This is a genomic window from Paenibacillus sp. V4I7 (assembly GCF_030817275.1).
In the GTDB taxonomy this organism is placed as follows: domain Bacteria; phylum Bacillota; class Bacilli; order Paenibacillales; family NBRC-103111; genus Paenibacillus_E.
In genome coordinates this window covers 7,574,859-7,592,500 of record NZ_JAUSZD010000002.1, presented here as the reverse complement: position 1 = coordinate 7,592,500, position 17,642 = coordinate 7,574,859, and the positions used below count along the sequence as shown (strand labels likewise).

Below are 17,642 nucleotides of genomic sequence, written 5' to 3'. Positions count from 1 at the left end.
CCTCCATCGGGGAAATCGCACCATGCAGCACGTGATAATACCCTTCGAATTCTTTGGTGCGTTCCAAAGCGACCAAATCCTTAGGCTCTTGTACGACACAAATGATGGAACTGTCCCTGCTCTTATCTTGACAGATCCGGCAGGGATCAACGTCTGTAATGTTACAACAGACGGAACAGTAGTGAAGGTTCCGTTTCACATTGACGAGCGCCTTCGCGAAGTCAATCACTTCTTCTTCTTTCATGCGTAGGACGTGAAAAGCCAGACGGCCTGCCGTTTTGGGACCTACCCCAGGCAAACGTGAGAAAGCATCGATTAACTTGGCTATCGGTTCGGGGTAATACAAAGGAAGACTCCTTCATCATTCAGAATCGTTACACTCGGTTGTCTTAGAACAATCCAGGGATATTCATACCGCCTGTGAATTTGCCCATATCTTTGTTAGCAATTTCTTCTGCTTTGGACATTGCATCATTTACTGCCGTAAGCACGAGATCTTGCAGCATTTCGACATCATCAGGATCAACAGCTTCAGGCTTAATTGCAATGCTCTGCACTTTTTTGTGTCCGTTAATAATAACAGTAACGACACCGCCGCCTGCAGTACCTTCGATCATTTTCGTACCTAGTTCTTCTTGGGCTTTCATCATTTGTTCTTGCATTTTCTTTACTTGTTTCATCATTTGGTTCATGTTATTCATGGTAGGTAGCTCCTTCATATTTAGTCTTCTTTAATTGTCACTAGCTCTTCGCCAAATAATTGGATCGCTTCCGAAATCCATTCTTCTTTGACAGCAGTTCCGTTACCTTCGCCATCAGCGACTAGCTCCATCACTTCTGGAGCGCTGCTAGCCGCATCATTCTTAGCATCGTCCCATTCTTTACGCATAATCGTAAGTAAACGCATAGGCTTGCCAAGCACCGAAGTAAGTACTTGCTCGATAATGACTTTGTTTTCTGGCTTTTCCGTTGTATTGCGATGCATCTCATTCTTGAAAGCAACGAGTACGACATCATCAAGCATAGATACCAGATCACCATTAACGAACCAAGCATGTACGGTAATCTTCTTTTCTTTGACATCGCCTAACACTTGGCTCCACTTCATGAGAGCAGCTTTGGTTTCTGGACCCTCCGCGGCTTTCAAGTAACCATCTAGCTTGATGCCAGATTTCTTCGAAGGGGCTGAGGCCACTGGCACTTTGGCGGAGGCTGCTTGCCTAGCATTAGAATCGGCCGCTGCACCCGTTACTCCCGATTTTACCAGTGAAGCTATCTGTTCTTCAAGTTGTTGAAGTTTCTGGGTCATTTGGGCAAAAAGATCACCTTGAGGCAAACGCCCTCCAGCTTCCGCCGCGATACTGACAGTCGAACTGCTCTCAGCTCCTCTGTGACCACCACTAATTTTCATAATCGATATTTCTAGCAGGGTCTGAGGCTGTACAGAGTATTTCATTTCGCTTTGGTAATGATTCAACGTCTCAATCATAGCCATCATTTCACTCGGTGAGAAGTGATTCGCTACTTCCCTTAGGTCACCCATATCAAAAACACGTTCTGTAATCACAGGTGAATTCGGCACCATGCGAACCATGAGTAAATCACGGAAGTAATTAATCAAATTTTCAATACATTTGTCAGCGCTCTTGCCTTCCTGCATGAAAGTATCGACGAGTTCAAGCGCAGCTCCAAGATTCTTCTCTTTGATGTAAAGAACGAGCTTCTTGAATTGATCGGAAGCTACACCACCGGTGATGGACAAAATGTCTGAAAGCTGAACTTCACCTGTCGCAAAGGACGCGGCCTGATCCAGCAGACTGAGCGCATCCCGCATCCCTCCATCCGATAGTCTCGCTATATAATGGAGAGCGTCCTCGCTAACCGAGATCTGCTCCTGATCACAAATATACTGCAGTCGCTGAACCTGATCTTCCATCGAAACTCTCCGAAAATCAAAGCGTTGACAGCGGGAAATAATCGTTGCCGGTATCTTATGCGGTTCCGTTGTTGCCAAAATAAACATGACATGCGCCGGAGGCTCCTCAAGCGTCTTCAAAAGGGCATTAAAAGCTTCGGTCGTGAGCATGTGTACTTCATCAATGATGTACACCTTCTGCCTTACTTCCGTAGGGGCATACTTCACTTTATCGCGAATATCCCGAATTTCTTCTACACCGCGATTGGAGGCAGCATCGATTTCGACAACGTCCATGACAGCACCTTCGGTGATTCGTTCACATGCTGAACAAGCGTTGCACGGCTCTTCCGTTGGACCGTTTAAGCAGTTGATTGCCTTGGCTAATATTTTGGCCGTACTGGTCTTACCGGTTCCTCGAGGTCCGTTGAACAAATAAGCATGAGTAAGGCGATTTTCTCGCAAAGAATTCTGCAGCGTCTGCGTGATATGTTTCTGACCGACAACTTCACGAAACGTCTGAGACCTCCACGTTCGGTACAGAGCAATATGTGCCATAGTGTTCCTCTCCAATAATCCCTGCATGGAATGACTGAATCCATTATACTATAACGCACCTAGGGATGAAATAGTTGATCAAGTATAAGGAATCGATATCGTAAACGTCGTTCCAAAGCCCTTAGAAGATACACGTATCGTCCCCCCCATATCGTGAATGATTCGTTGGCACACTGATAGACCTAATCCTGTACCTGTATCCTTGGTTGTGAAGAATGGATCAAAAATTTTATCAATCACGAACAGCGGTATGCCAGAGCCCGTGTCATGAATATCAATGCAGACATTTCGTTCCACCGTGTCTACTTTCTCTGAAATCGTTAAAACCCCTCCATCCGACATAGCCTCGATGCCATTTTTACAAACATTTAGGAATACCTGCTTGAGCAGCTCTTTATCAGCAATCACTTCCGGCAAATGGTACGAGGCCTCATATTGAAGATTCACATCATACAAGATAGCTTCATTATTGATAATAGGCAAAATCCCTCGCAGTACTTCAGTCACATCAATCCTCTCATAAGAAACATGCTTTGGCTTACTCAGCAGCAGAAATTCATTTACCAACTCGTTGATCCGATTGATTTCCTCCAGCATGACTACTGTGAAACTCTGCTCTCTCTCCATCCTTTTCACTTCAAAAGTGCGCCGAAGCACCTGAAGAAATCCTTTAATTGAAGTTAGCGGATTCCGAATTTCATGAGCTGTGCCCGCTGCAATTTGTCCAATCATGGCAAGCCTATCACTTCTCTGAACCATTTCTTCCAGCGAGCGCATATTGGTGACATCCTTGAAGATAACATATGCCCCTACAATGTTACCTTGATTATCTTTGAGCACATTTGAATCCAGCAGCAACTCATACCGCTCTTGATTATTCGTCCATGAAACCGCATGATTGCGGACTACAGCACCATTCAAAATCGTTCGTTGGACAAGCTGATGCTGACTCGGAATCGTAGCAAAGATCTCATCTAACGACTTATTAAGGATATGCTCCCGATCCATCCCTAGAATCTGGCAAGCTCGATCACTGACGTCAACAAGCGTAAAATTCAAACTAATCAATAAAACACCTAAATTAATATCTTTCAAAAAAGCGTCCGAAAACCGCTGCAGTAAGCTTAACTGCGAGCTATCCTGATGCTTCATGGTCAAGAGATACATAAACTTATCACCGCGCATAAGCTTCAACATCGAGAATTGATAAAACATCGTTTCACCATTCTTGCCTACGAGGAATCCATGGGGCCATTCCCCTGGACTGGAATCGTTCTTAAAGTAAAATTCGTACAGCTCACGCAAAGATGCCCTCACTTTAAAAAGTTGAGGGAATGAGATATGCGTAATTTCCTCTGCTGAATACCCCGAGTATTTCAAAACTTGATCTGTTGCTAAAATGATCTTACCATCCTCATCCACAACGAGCATACCTGTTTGTATGCTATGGTTGAATAGCTTCCGCATTTCATCGATGGATACCATGTAATCTTGAGGGTCATGAATGGACATTTCAGCAACACCTTCACTTTCTCTCTATTGAATCGCAAAATGTGCCAACGTTTACATGAATCTACATGTTATAACCATTCTCCCTAGAGTAAGAATTTTCCTTCCCTTGACAAAAAGAAAAAACGCCATAATTACTGGCGTTTTGTTAGGTGTCATTATGAAAGTTCACATATAATCATTAAAACCGTGCACCTGTTATTGATAAAGTGATACAAGCGAACTCTTACCGTTGGCTCAAATCAGGCAACCCCTCGGCACATGAAACTTCTCACTTACGGCTGCTTCCTTCCAGACCTGACCGGGTTCATGAGCATTCATTGCGAAGGACCCGACTCTCAACACCACGTGTAAAAGCCAGACCTCACATCACAGTACCGCTAACAGGAATTCAACCTCGCTACAGCGGATTGCGAGTTACAGGGCACCGCTACCTCCCCATCTAGCACGGTAAAAATAGTATAGCTGATTCAATTGCAAATAGCAACCGAGGGGAAAATCTACCTGTTAGGGAACCATTTTTACGATCACTTTGTAGCGCGGCATATTTGTGTTCAGTGCCATTTGAGCTTGTGAGCGGAGTTCCTCCACTTGTGAAGCAGTTAATGATGGCCTTGGTTTTATTTTCACCCGAGCGGTCGGTCCATTAATGGATATATTACTTTTCTCTATACCTTGCAGCTGTGCCAGTACGGCCTTCATTAAATTAGAATCATCCTCGTAGTGATGATACGTTGGGTTGAGCGGGTCGTTCGGATTGGCACTCGTGGTTCCCAAATACCCATCTTGCTTATAATTCTGGGCTTTATAATTTGGATCCTCTGACTCGGACAGTGGGTTCTTGTTACCTGAATTAACTCCACAGCCAACTAAGCTTATGATGAGCAGGATGGCAATCGAAAACCTAAGCAGACCCCTAAACATAAAAACACCTCCCATTGGACTCTAAGCCTAAGCTTAGGATGACCAAGGGAGGTTGTCTTATGCTGATTGGCAGCAAAGTAATTGATGCCAATTAGATTCCGTATTTCTTTTTGAACTTGTCGACACGGCCGCCTACATCGATAAACTTTTGTTTACCTGTGTAGAAAGGATGGCAATTAGAGCAAATCTCAACACGAAGATTTTGCTTAATAGAACCCGTTTCGAACACGTTACCACAAGCGCAAGTCACTGTGGTTGCATGATAAGTAGGATGAATACCTGCTTTCATGATGGTTCACCTCTTTCCGCCCTGAATCATTTGCTGAAACAGAGTTAATGGACGTACTTATGCATTGTAGCATATTTGGAAGTCTTGATGCAATGGAAAAAAGACCGCGGATGGCTTCTTTTAGAGCACCGTAGTGACCGTTCGGTCACTCGTATAGAACTTCGGTGTATGTGAGTAGGAACCCAATACAACATCAGGAAGTTCTTGCTCGAAAATCTCAATCATTTGCTTCATCCCAAGCAATTCACCTCGTGCTTTGGGGATAATGCCCAGGTAACTCTCGGGATCAATATTCAGGTTGCGCAATTGAATCAATTTCAATCCGGTTCTTCGCACGAATTCGATCATCGCTTCGATCTCTTCCTCTCGATCGGTTACACCTGGGAATACGAGATAGTTGATCGAAGTTATAACTCCTTTGTCTGTGGCGTAGCGGAGAGACTTCTCAACATTTTTGAGCGTATACGCTCTTGGCTTATAGTAGGCGTTATAGTGATCATCCAACGCGCTTATCGTACTAACCCGCATGAGATCAAGCCCAGCATCAACAATGCCGCGGATATGGTCTGTGAGACCTGCATTGGTGTTGATGTTAATATAGCCCATCTTCGTTTGCTCACGCACTTGCTTGATGGCATCGATAATAATCACAGCCTGCGTGCTAGGTTCCCCTTCACAGCCCTGTCCAAAAGAGATAATACTCTCAGGCGTCCGCAGATGCTCGAGCATGATCTGAGTGATCTCTTCGACCTTAGGCTTGAAGTTCATGCGAGTCTGAGGCGCTACGAAGCCACTCTCATCCGGTTGTTCCGAAATACAGCCAAAGCATCCCGCATTGCAGGAATAGGAGACCGGAACGGCACCCTCCCAACGTTGAAGGAACGTATTCGAAGCTGTCAGACATTCATATCCCAGTGCACAGTTGGACAAATGCGCATATAACCGATTATCCGGATACTTAGCAACCAGCCGTTTGACCTCGACCTCAAGCTCAGTCGAATCACAATGAACGGGATTCCAGTAATAAGGATTATCCGTCAATCGAGCGGCTACATAGAAACCGTCATCTTTCCACACGACAGCCGTATATCCGAACAGGGGCAGCGCCTTAGACTTGTCCGTTTTCACATAACCAGGGAGCAGAAGCCTAGTGAAGCCTTGCGGCAGCAAGGCCCCAACGGCGTGATAATCTCCCTCAACCAGCTTCATATCGCCTGTTGCGGCATCAATGCCTACTGGACGTGTAAACGGAAGACTGACTAATGTCGATCCCTCAGGTAGAGGAATTAACTCATCTTCTAAAATTTCTGTTATCATTTCAGCGTTTCGACCAAGTGCCAAGAAATCAGGATGGTCAAAAACGTTTCCTTGTAAGTCTGAATAAACCAAGTTCATAACGGTACTCCTCTTTGTGCATCATGGATAAACGACTTAAGTCGTCCTTAAGGACGACTGTGTTTGTCATGATTGATGCGAAGCAGATTATTTGAAGCTTAGGAAGCTGAATTCTTGACCTTACCTTTGTTAACCCCTGTAGATCCTACTGAAGGGGATGCCAAAGAGTCCAAAAACTCTTGATTGGTCTTCGTATCGGCAAGCTTCTTAATGAAGGATTCTGTATATTCATGCGAATCGTTCATCCCTTTGCGAAGTGCCCATACTTTCTCGAGCTCATCTTTGCCAAGGAGTGCTTCCTCGCGGCGCGTACCGGATCTACGAATATCAATTGCAGGGAAAATACGGCGTTCAGCCATTTTACGGTCAAGATGAAGCTCTAAATTACCTGTACCTTTAAATTCTTCATAAATGACATCATCCATACGTGATCCTGTTTCTACAAGAGCTGTAGCAAGAATCGTCAAACTGCCGCCTTCTTCAATGTTACGAGCGGCCCCGAAGAAACGTTTAGGCCGATGAAAGGCAGCAGGGTCTATACCACCCGTTAGCGTCCGGCCCGAAGCAGGAACCACAAGGTTATAGGCCCTAGCCAACCGGGTAATACTGTCCATGAGAATGACAACATCTTTCTTATGTTCAACTAGACGCATCGCGCGTTCTAAAACTAGCTCTGCGACCTTGATATGATTCTCAGGAAGTTCATCAAAGGTAGATGCAACAACTTCCCCTTTAACTGAACGCTGCATATCCGTAACTTCCTCTGGCCGCTCATCAATGAGCAGAACGAAGAGTTCAATTTCAGGATAATTGGTGGAAATACTGTTGGCAATTTCCTTAAGCAATAATGTTTTCCCTGCTTTAGGAGGTGCTACGATCAAACCACGTTGACCTAGACCTACAGGAGCAAGCAAATCCATGATACGCATGGAAATCTTATTTGGCTCCGTTTCGAGCGTAATCCGAGTGTCTGGATAAAGCGGTGTCAACGCAGGGAAATGAAGTCGTTCCGCTGCCGTTTCCGGCTTCTCTCCATTCACCGCTTCAACTTGAAGAAGCCCGAAATAGCGCTCATTCTCCTTGGGCGGACGACATTTGCCCGATACAATGTCCCCGGACCGCAAATCAAATTTGCGAATCTGAGAAGCCGAGATATAAATGTCCTCTGAGCTTGGAAGGTAATTAATTGGACGCAAGAATCCAAAGCCTTCCTGAAGGATCTCGAGAACACCTTGCATGAACATTAGACCGCTCTCAGCAGCTTGTGCACGTAAAATTGCAAAGATGAGTTCTTTTTTCTTCAGCGTACCGTAGTATTGGATCTGATGTTTCTTAGCTAGTTTATATAATTCAGTAAGCTTGAGTACTTCAAGCTCAGCAAGCTGCATGCTCATGTTTCAACCACCAAACTATTAAATTTTCAATTGGATTCTAGCATTGCCTGTTACTTGGTACTTTATTCCTCGCTCTCGCGCCAAACCTCGGCACCTAGTGAAGATAAGTTGAATACCAAGTTCTCATAACCACGATCAATAAACTCAACCCCGGATACTTCTGTGATGCCACCTGTTCTTACACTAAGTCCCGCGAGTACAAGAGAAGCTCCTGCTCTCAAATCTGTTGCTCTCACTTTAGCTGAACTAAGCTGTGAACCCTCAATAATCGCTGAGCGTCCTTCGACTTTCATCTTTGCTCCCATACGCACAAGCTCAGGAATATGCTTGAAACGATTACTATAAACGTGGTCCGTTAATATGCTAACTCCTTTAGCTTGGCAAAGTAAGCTCGCCATCGGAGACTGTAGGTCCGTCGCAAACCCCGGGTAAATTAATGCTTTCACATCGACGCTTTCATATTCGGGCTGTCCCACAACACGAATCGACTCATCCATTTCATAAATATGAACGCCCATCTCCTGAAGCTTTGCCGTCAGAGCCTCCATATGTTTAGGAATGACATTGTCGACCGTCACATCGCCGCGTGTAGCCGCTGCAGCAATCATGTACGTACCTGCTTGAATACGGTCAGGAATAATGGAATGGCGGCAACCATGCATCTCAGTTACGCCTTCGATACGAATGGTCTCTGTTCCAGCGCCCTTAATTTTGGCACCCATCGAGTTTAAAAGTGTTGCCACATCTATGATTTCAGGCTCTTTGGCCGCATTTTCGATAATCGTAACGCCTTTAGCGCGTGAGGCAGCCAGCATGATGTTAATCGTCGCTCCAACACTCGCCATATCTAAGTATATTTTGGCACCGCGCAGCTCTTTCGCGCGTATCTTTAAGGCGCCATTCTCATTGCTAACCTCGGCACCTAAAGCTTCAAAACCTTTTATGTGCAAATCAATCGGACGCGGTTCGAAGTTACAACCACCTGGCAGACCAATCGTCGCCTCTCCAAATCTTCCGAGCAGCGCTCCCATTAAATAGTAGGATGCTCTAAGCTTCTTTACTTTGCCATTCGGCATAGGAAGTGATTTCATCCGACTTGGGTCGATCGTCATCCGATCTTCGTTCCAGTCTATGGTAGCCCCTAAATCCGTCAAAATTTCTGTATATATAGCCACATCACTTAGATGAGGCAGATTATCCAAAGTAACCGATGTTTCAGCAAGTACTGCGGCCGGAATGAGTGCAACTGCACTATTCTTTGCCCCGCTAATTTGAACTGTTCCCCGTAGTGGACGTCCCCCGACCACCATTAATTTTTCCAACATGATTCTCCCCCTAAACCAGGTGCCTACTTACACGTAGTAAATCAAACAAGTAAAACAACCAATGCAACCTAACCCAACAGAAACTTTACCAATAATAATTGACTCCACCGTCTTTAAGACTAGCGATAGTCAAGGTTCACACGAAGTAAGACTAGAAAAATATAATTTCTTACAACACCATACAAAAAAAGCGATCCTTCACAAACTAAAACAACTTCGTTCTCTCTGAGAACATAAGCGCAAAAAAATAGAAGAAGGAAACGCTCGTAATGACACAGACGGAAGACATTCTTTCGTCTATCCTCCGTCTGTGCATTACTACATTTCCTACCCTGTCTATACAATTGGAATTAAGCTTGGTTGCTGCTTCCGAACAATTGAATTTTGGATTTTACTACTTCGATCATAGCATTACGTGCTGGGGTGAGATATTTACGAGGATCATAAATTTTGGCATCTTTAGCCAGAGCTGCGCGGATATTCTCTGTACAAGCCACTTGGTTCTCTGTGTTCACGTTGATTTTACCAACGCCTGCTGCGATAGATCTACGAATCATTTCGTCAGGAACGCCGGATCCACCGTGTAGAACAACAGGAACTGGAATCGCTTTGGAAACCGCTTCGATAATATCAAAGTGAATGTTAGGCTCGCCTGCGTACATACCATGTGCAGTACCTACAGCGATAGCCAGACAGTCAACACCTGTTTCTTCGTAGAAACGGATAGCTTCTTCTGGTTTTGCAAGGTTAGCGTGCTCTTCATCAACAGAGATGTCGTCCTCAACGCCGCCAATTGTTCCAAGCTCACCCTCAACGGATACGCCCATTGCACGAGCTGCTTTTACGACTTCTTTCGTCAAACGAATGTTTTCTTCGAAAGAATAGTGGGAACCATCGAACATAACGGAGCTGAATCCTGCACGGATACATTTCATTGCTACTTCAAAGGAACTGCCATGATCTAAGTGCAAAGCGATCGGCAGACCGGATTTTTTAGCTGCAGCTTCAGCAATTGCTACTGTAAACTCGATACCCATATATTTTAGTGCGCCTTCGCTAACACCATAAATGAACGGGGATTTTAATTCGATTGCAGCTTCCACAATCGCTTGAGCGAATTCAAGGTTGTTCATATTAAATTGACCCACCGCGAATTTGTTCGCTTTTGCTTTAGGTAAAAATTCATTCATTGAAACCAATGCCATGTTTCTCTTCCTCCTAGAACCTATAGTAGATGCGTATACCGCTCTTTGTCATACCTGAGTTATTATAGCACATAAATTTTCAAATGATAACCAAGCCCTCGTTTTTTCGACAACAAAAAAAAGACCCTATGACTAGGATCCCACTGCAAAACCGCTGCTTGATTCATTATTAAGCTGCATATTAACCGCCATACGCAATTCATCAATATCAAAAGGCTTCGTAAAGTGCATAATCGCACCCAAATCCGTTGCTTCTTTAATCATATCGAGTTCGCCATAAGCTGTCATCATAATCACTTTAATCGATGCATCAATGGCTTTAACATGTTTCAAAATATCCAGACCGTCCATACCAGGAATTTTCATATCCAGTAGTATAAGATCAGGTGAAGAATTTTTCACGATTTCCAAGGCCAACTTGCCATTGGAAGCCTGATAGGTATCGTAACCTTCGTTACTGAATACCTCCATGAGTAGTACGCGAATTCCATTTTGATCGTCGACAATCAATACCTTTTTCTTCATCAGCCTAATTCCCTCCCGAAAACGAATAACAAATTCCCACGTTTATGTTTCTAAAGGTATTCGCTATTCATTTTCGATTTCCTTCTGAGGGACAAAACTAATTGAAAAGTTTTACAAATAAGTTGGTTATCTGGAGGGACAACCGTTAAAGTAAGAATTAACGAGCGATCAACTGAGCGGCTTTCACGAACTCACGGAAAAGCGGCTGCGGACGATTCGGACGCGATGTAAATTCCGGATGGAATTGAACAGCAAGGAACCAAGGGTGACCTGGAAGCTCGACCATCTCAACCAATCGACCGTCCGGTGACGTACCGGAAATGCGCAAACCAGCAGATTCAATCAATTCACGGTATTCATTGTTAAATTCATACCGGTGACGATGTCTCTCATAGATAAGCTCATCATTGTAACATTGCTCTGCAAGAGAGCCCGGAACAACCTTGCAAGGATATAAACCAAGACGCATTGTACCGCCTAAATTCTCGATATCCTTCTGCTCTGGCAGTAGATCGATAACCGGATAAGCCGTTGTAGGATTAATCTCGGAGCTGTTCGCGCCATCCAAGCCTGTAACGGAACGCGCATATTCAATGACAGCAACCTGCATACCCAAGCAAATCCCAAAGAATGGAATTTCCTTTTCACGGGCATAACGGATTGCTTCCACTTTACCTTCAATACCGCGATCACCGAATCCACCAGGTACAAGAATACCTTGGACACCTGAAAGAAGCTGATGGACGTTATGTTCAAAAATATCTTCTGCATTCACCCAACGGATATTAATTTCGGAGTCATTATCGATGCCGGCATGACCTAGTGCTTCAACAATACTTAGGTAAGCGTCATGCAGCGCAACGTATTTCCCCACGATCGCAATTTCTGTTTTCTTCGTTAATGATTTAACTTTACGAACAAGGCTTTCCCATTCCTTCATATCCGGCTCGTTCGTCCGTAGTTTCAGGTGATTAACGACATAATCGTCAAGCCCTTGCTCACGAAGCATCATCGGAACTTCGTATAAAGTTTCTGCATCCTTACACTCAATTACAGCTGCAGGATCGATATCACAGAATAAAGCTAACTTACGCTTCATATCTTCCGTTAGGGAGTGTTCTGTACGGCAAACGATAACGTGAGGTTGAATCCCTAGCCCGCGTAGTTCTTTTACACTGTGTTGTGTAGGTTTCGTCTTCACTTCACCAGCTGCTTTAATATAAGGAATCAGCGTAACGTGAATATACATGACATTCTCGCGGCCGATATCATTTTTCATTTGACGTATAGCTTCTAAGAAGGGCAAGCTCTCGATATCGCCCACGGTTCCGCCAATTTCTGTAATAACAACGTCAGATTGCGCTTCACGGCCTGCACGAAGGACGCGATCTTTAATTTCATTCGTAATGTGCGGGATAACTTGTACCGTACCACCCAGATATTCGCCTCTGCGCTCTTTGGTAATAACGGAGGAGTATACTTTACCTGAGGTTACGTTAGAACTTTTGGAAAGATTAATATCAATAAAACGCTCATAATGACCTAAGTCCAAATCCGTTTCTGCCCCATCGTCGGTTACGAACACTTCTCCGTGCTGATAAGGACTCATAGTTCCCGGATCCACGTTAATGTAAGGGTCAAACTTTTGAATAGTAACTTTCAAACCTCTGTTTTTGAGCAATCTCCCTAAGGACGCTGCTGTAATTCCTTTGCCAAGGGATGAAACTACGCCTCCCGTAACGAAAATGTATTTTGTCACTATGTACGCCTCCTAGAGTTTTAGTATGGTTTTGTAATATAAGAACTTACGTCGTAAGGCATAAGCTTATCTTTTGCCAGAAGAATGACTTTGTAAGCATTAGCTTCTGCTAAATAAGGCTTTTCATGAAAATAAAGTGAAAAAACACAAAAAAAACACTAAAAAAAACAAAAAAAGTGACACCCGTAGTGACGGGGCACTTTTTGAACGCTTGAGCGAAATGTTAAGATTCTTTTAAAGCCCATGCAATAGTTTACTCTGAACAGATAGGGGCTGTCAAGACAAGTTATTTGCCGTCTTCAGCCTCTTCATCCAAATCGTCTTCCTCGTCTCCCTCATCGGAATCCTCATCTAAATCGTCTTCGCTATCTTCGTCTGTTTCTTCAATACCCGCTTCACCAAGATCCTCTTCGATCTCTTCATCTTCGAAGAATTCAGTATCCTCTTCCGCCTCTTCCTCTTCGGTTTCGGTACCAAATGTATCGTACTCATCTTCTTCTGCGTATGTATCTTCTTCCTCCGCGTAGATGTCTTCATCCAGATCGTCATCTTCGTCGTTAATGATTCTTGGACGCTTCGCGTTACCAACCGCATCGTCTGATTTCTCGACAGGATACCAGCGTTTCAAACCCCATAGGTTCGTACCCACGCAAGCAAAACGTCCATCGATGTTGATTTCCGTATATAGTTGGGCAATCACTTGCATAACATGCTGCTCGGACAGCCCTTTTATTTTAGCAATTTCAGCCATCAGGTCACGATAGTAAAACGGCGTATTCGCCGACTTCAGTAATTCAAACGCCAAATCCACCATGGGCATTTCGCGCGCTTGCTCTGTGGTGATTTTGAGTGTGTATTCGCTACTCATCTAAGGCACATCCTTTTCGATCGTGATCGTCTTCTTCAGTTCTTCTATCTACCTTATCCAATATCTTCATTAAGTAAAACCTATTTTTTCTAAAAATGCAACTATCCCCAAGGATAAACTATTTTCGTCGTCCTGAGGACGAGCGTATTTGTCAAGTTGAGCGGAGCAAGCGTATACAATTTATACTTTCGTTTCAACTCAGAAACCTTTCGAGCATATGCCTTATACACCCCTTCGCAGGGAAGAAAACGTTCCCCCTAAAATGGATACAAGCGAAGGTCCCCCTCCGCTTGCGACTGTATCCTAAGGAAGCGGTGTGAATGAATCACAGCCGTTTCCAGTACCTGAGAAAGAGACACTCCTGCCCGCGCCTCTCTATTTATCCTATGTAAAACCTACGCATCTGACACGGCTTCGCACCCATTTATTTCTGTAGAGACAATGACACGGTCATACGGGGTGACCTGTACATATGATAGGGGAGATTCGATTCTAAGCTGTCATGGGGGGATGGCACGATGGATATAGCCACCTTTCTTCATTTGCTTCATGAGGAAATCGGTCTCACCAAGCATTCTGGCAAGAAGCACCTCATCCATTTCTCATCGGCTAAGGACTACTATGCATGCAAATCTGCGCTGAAACGAATGAAGTCTCAGTTCGTAAATCTTTCCAAGGTCCGCGATCTTAGTATCATTCACGCCTTCTCCTGCACGCTTCGTCCCGATACCAAGCTCAGAGGTATCCCCGGTATGCCAAGCATCGTAGAGGATACCAAAATAACTGTTCATCAAGCGATGAGCAACAAAATCACCTCCAGACGATCAAGCAATATATCGGGCTCTCACACGATACCTTGGGGCATCGATCAAGTAGGCGCGCCTGAAGTCTGGAACAAATCGGTAGGTCAGAACATTCGGATCGGGGTCATCGATACCGGAATCGATTACAATCATCCTGACTTACGCAATTCGATCTCACGGGGCATCAATTTATTAAACCGCAGCATGCTGCCCTATGATGACAATGGACATGGCACACATATCGCCGGAACCATCGCGGCAGCTGGCCGCCATTCAGGGATTGTCGGTGTTGCTCCAAGATCCATCGTTCATCCGGTAAAAGCATTTGACCACGCTGGAAGCGCTTATGTCTCGGACATTATTGCCGGTATTGATTGGTGCGTTCATAACGACCTCGATATTATCAATATGAGTTTCGGTATGAAATCATACAACCGTTCTCTCGAGCAAGCTGTCATGAACGCGTATTACAGAGGTAAAGTCATCGTAGCTTCATCCGGCAATGACGGCAAAAAGAAAACGGTCGATTACCCCGCCCGCTTCCCCCAGGTCGTCTCCGTTGGAGCCACAACCCGCTTAGGCAAAATCGCTCCCTTCAGCAACCGAGGGAAGCAAATTGATATCTATGCACCAGGTGAACGGGTCTACTCGTCCTGGCTTAACGGCAAATACAACGAGCTAAGTGGCACTTCGATGGCCACTGCCCATGTCAGCGGCGTCATCGCCTTGATGTTATCGATCAAGCCGATGTCGCCGCTGCAGATTAAAAGTGCGCTGCGGCGCTGCGCGATTGGCCTTAACAAGCGAGAGAATACGCGCTGGAAGCCCGGACATTTGAATGCTCGGCGAGCGATCCGGGCGGCGCGGCAGGGCTGAGCCGTGTGGATGCTTGAGCTTTGGTGGGAGCCCGGGCGGAAGCGAAGAGCGGAAGCGAAGAGCAAAGGCGAAAGCAAGGGCAAGGGCAAGGACAAGAGCAAGAGCAACGGCAAGGGCGAGCGAGAGTAAGAGCGGAAGGCGGAACCGCCGGCGCTTTCGGCTGGTTCATGTATGAGTTGTACAAAGTACAACTTTAGTCATGTTAATCTCCTTTATTCCTGCGAATATTGCACAAAATACAACATTATCTCCCAAAGATGGCCACTTTGGATGAAATACTGCTATTTTGTTGCACGGAATACATCATTTCTCTGCTTGGAGCGAAAAACAAGGGGAATTGTTGTACGTTTTACAATTCCACTTACATGCCAGGCATAAAAGAAGCACTTAAATAATTAAAAAATGCACTAGGGTTGCATTTTACTGTAAAGTACTCACTTTCACACTCACACCTCAATATGACCGTATAGACACCTTCATGGTGCGAAACATTTGATAAGGTAGATGGGCCACAAGCTAAGTCCACCAGACTCATATTTCTGGTATTAACAAAAAAAGGGACGATCTCTCATGTCTACGTAGACATGGGGATCGTCCCTTCGGTCTTGAGGAGCGGATGCTACATCCGCTCTGGGGCGGATACGCCAACCACGCGAAGCGTGTTGGCTAAGGTAATACGAAGCGCGCCGAGCAAAGCGAGGCGTGCCTGAGTTAAGGCCGCGTCATCCGTGATGACATAGTGGCCTCTGTAATAGCTATGGAACTGGCTTGCCAGTTCATAGACATAGCGGATGAGCCGATGCGGCGCATATTGATCGGCCGCAATGGCAATTTCCTCCGGAAGCTCGCCCATCTTGCGCAGCAAGTCGAACTCAGCTTCCGAAGTAAGCTGACTAAGGTCTACCTGCTCCAGCGGAAGTACCTGGATGTTCTGCTCTTCCGCCTGACGGAAGATGCTGCATATCCGCGCATGTGCGTACTGCACATAGAACACAGGGTTCTCATTAGACTGAGAAACCGCCAAGTCCATGTCAAAGTCCAAATGCGAGTCCATGCTGCGCATCGCGAAGAAATAACGAATCGGGTCTACGCCGACTTCGTCCATGAGATCCTCCATCGTGACTGCTTTGCCCGTCCGTTTGGACATTTTCACCTTTTCCCCATTTTGGAAAAGGCTCACCATTTGGGCAATTAGCACAACGAGTCGATCCGATTCAAAACCAAGCGCTGTCATAGCCGCTTTCATCCGTGGAATGTAGCCATGATGATCCGCGCCCCAAATATTAATCAAACGCTCAAAGCCGCGCCCAAATTTATTACGATGGTAGGCAATATCCGGTGTAAGGTAAGTAAAGGAACCGTCATTCTTAATCAGTACGCGATTCTTGTCGTCACCTAGGGGTGTTGTATTTAACCAAGTCGCGCCTTCTTCTTCATATATGTGTCCATTATCCCGCAGCTCTTGGAGAACGGGTGGAATGAGGTTATCTTCATAAATCGACGTTTCGGAGAACCAGTTGTCGAAATGAACACCAAAGCGACCTAAATCGCGTTTGATTTTGTCGAGTTCTTTTTTCAACCCGTAGGTACGGAAATAAGCACGACGCTCATCTTCTGGCAAGCTGAGAAGGCGATCCCCTTCTTCCGCTGCAAGATCCGCGGCAAAGCCTTTGATATCTTCACCGAAGTACCCGTCTTCCGGCATCTCTGCTTCTTGTCCGAGCGCTTGCAGATAGCGAGCTTCGATCGATTTGGCCAAATTGACCACTTGGTTACCGGCATCATTGATGTAGTACTCTCGGGATACAGCGTATCCAGCCAGATCAAGCACGTTGCACAGCACGTCCCCCACTGCCGCTCCACGAGCATGTCCCAAATGCAGAGAACCTGTTGGATTGGCGCTAACGAATTCCACTTGCACTTTAAGCCCTTGACCGACGTTCGTCGCACCGTAGCGATCACCTAGTTTTTGAACATTTTCAATAACCGGGTATAGGTACACTTTGTTCATTTTAAAATTAATAAAACCAGGCCCCGCAATTTCCGCTTCTGCGATATTGGCTTTATCCTTTTGCAGGTTAGCGATAATTTGCTCGGCAATTTGTCTTGGGTTCTGCTTAGCAATTCGGGTCAGCTGCATCGCGACATTCGTTGCGAAATCCCCGTGTGTCTTCTCTTTCGGGACCTCAAGAATAATCTCCGGTATTTGCGCCGCGTCCACGATGCCTGCAGCTGTAACTGCCTCTATTATAGCTTGTTTAACTATGGCTTTGACTTCGTTTAGTACATCCATTCGT

At 45.3% G+C, this 17,642-nt stretch carries 16 protein-coding genes and 1 other RNA gene (1 of these 17 only partly in view); 2 read left to right on the top strand and 15 right to left on the bottom strand.

All coding sequences use genetic code 11. The annotated features are described in order from the left end of the window. From recR to rpoE, 14 genes are all read right to left on the bottom strand, one after another. Window positions 1–346, bottom strand: partial view of a recombination mediator RecR gene (gene recR / locus QFZ80_RS35490; RefSeq protein ID WP_057304457.1) — the 5' portion only. 251 nt of this gene lie to the left of the window's left edge; the window shows 346 of its 597 coding nt (coding positions 1–346); its start codon is at window positions 344–346; the stop codon falls past the left edge of the window. Between the two features lie 43 nt (window positions 347–389). Next, entirely contained in the window at window positions 390–701 is a 312-nt protein-coding gene (locus QFZ80_RS35485) for a YbaB/EbfC family nucleoid-associated protein (RefSeq protein ID WP_307563375.1), read from the bottom strand. A gap of 20 nt (window positions 702–721) precedes the next feature. Further along, on the bottom strand, window positions 722–2,473 hold the full coding sequence (gene dnaX / locus QFZ80_RS35480; protein WP_307550526.1) for a DNA polymerase III subunit gamma/tau: 1,752 nt from the start codon (window positions 2,471–2,473) through the stop codon (window positions 722–724). A gap of 78 nt (window positions 2,474–2,551) precedes the next feature. Further along, a complete protein-coding gene (locus QFZ80_RS35475) occupies window positions 2,552–3,985 on the bottom strand; it encodes an ATP-binding protein (protein WP_307563374.1) in 1,434 nt (477 codons plus the stop codon). Between the two features lie 184 nt (window positions 3,986–4,169). Next, window positions 4,170–4,433, bottom strand: an RNA gene (ffs, locus tag QFZ80_RS35470) — signal recognition particle sRNA large type. Between the two features lie 56 nt (window positions 4,434–4,489). Beyond that, complete coding sequence (locus tag QFZ80_RS35465; RefSeq protein ID WP_307550529.1) at window positions 4,490–4,906, bottom strand: hypothetical protein; 417 nt, start codon at window positions 4,904–4,906, stop codon at window positions 4,490–4,492. A gap of 91 nt (window positions 4,907–4,997) precedes the next feature. Then, entirely contained in the window at window positions 4,998–5,195 is a 198-nt protein-coding gene (gene rpmE, locus QFZ80_RS35460; protein ID WP_029197218.1) for a 50S ribosomal protein L31, read from the bottom strand. Between the two features lie 120 nt (window positions 5,196–5,315). Then, window positions 5,316–6,590, bottom strand: a complete 1,275-nt coding sequence (locus QFZ80_RS35455) for a radical SAM family protein (RefSeq protein WP_307563371.1) — start codon at window positions 6,588–6,590, stop codon at window positions 5,316–5,318. A 98-nt stretch (window positions 6,591–6,688) separates the two neighbouring features. Then, window positions 6,689–7,984 carry a transcription termination factor Rho gene (gene rho / locus QFZ80_RS35450; RefSeq protein WP_307550533.1) on the bottom strand — a complete coding sequence of 432 codons (1,296 nt, stop codon included), beginning with the start codon at window positions 7,982–7,984 and terminating at the stop codon, window positions 6,689–6,691. 62 nt (window positions 7,985–8,046) lie between these two features. Further along, entirely contained in the window at window positions 8,047–9,306 is a 1,260-nt protein-coding gene (locus QFZ80_RS35445; RefSeq protein ID WP_057304515.1) for a UDP-N-acetylglucosamine 1-carboxyvinyltransferase, read from the bottom strand. 353 nt (window positions 9,307–9,659) lie between these two features. Then, window positions 9,660–10,514, bottom strand: coding sequence for a class II fructose-1,6-bisphosphate aldolase (fba, locus tag QFZ80_RS35440; RefSeq protein ID WP_307550535.1), 855 nt, complete (start codon window positions 10,512–10,514; stop codon window positions 9,660–9,662). A gap of 132 nt (window positions 10,515–10,646) precedes the next feature. Beyond that, window positions 10,647–11,039, bottom strand: a complete 393-nt coding sequence (locus QFZ80_RS35435; RefSeq protein ID WP_029197213.1) for a response regulator — start codon at window positions 11,037–11,039, stop codon at window positions 10,647–10,649. A gap of 157 nt (window positions 11,040–11,196) precedes the next feature. Further along, a complete protein-coding gene (locus tag QFZ80_RS35430) occupies window positions 11,197–12,798 on the bottom strand; it encodes a CTP synthase (protein WP_307550538.1) in 1,602 nt (533 codons plus the stop codon). A gap of 286 nt (window positions 12,799–13,084) precedes the next feature. Further along, entirely contained in the window at window positions 13,085–13,666 is a 582-nt protein-coding gene (gene rpoE, locus QFZ80_RS35425) for a DNA-directed RNA polymerase subunit delta (protein WP_307550539.1), read from the bottom strand. A 518-nt stretch (window positions 13,667–14,184) separates the two neighbouring features. Here rpoE and QFZ80_RS35420 point away from each other — a divergent pair. Both QFZ80_RS35420 and QFZ80_RS35415 read left to right on the top strand, forming a co-directional pair. After that, window positions 14,185–15,345 (top strand): S8 family peptidase, encoded by a 1,161-nt coding sequence (locus tag QFZ80_RS35420; RefSeq protein ID WP_307550541.1) that lies wholly within the window; start codon window positions 14,185–14,187, stop codon window positions 15,343–15,345. A 20-nt stretch (window positions 15,346–15,365) separates the two neighbouring features. Continuing rightward, window positions 15,366–15,542: a hypothetical protein gene (locus QFZ80_RS35415; protein ID WP_307563369.1), complete on the top strand. Its 177-nt coding sequence runs from the start codon at window positions 15,366–15,368 to the stop codon at window positions 15,540–15,542. A 422-nt stretch (window positions 15,543–15,964) separates the two neighbouring features. Here QFZ80_RS35415 and argS read toward each other — a convergent pair whose 3' ends face one another. Then, complete coding sequence (gene argS, locus QFZ80_RS35410) at window positions 15,965–17,638, bottom strand: arginine--tRNA ligase (protein WP_307550544.1); 1,674 nt, start codon at window positions 17,636–17,638, stop codon at window positions 15,965–15,967. Window positions 17,639–17,642: the final 4 nt, after the last annotated feature.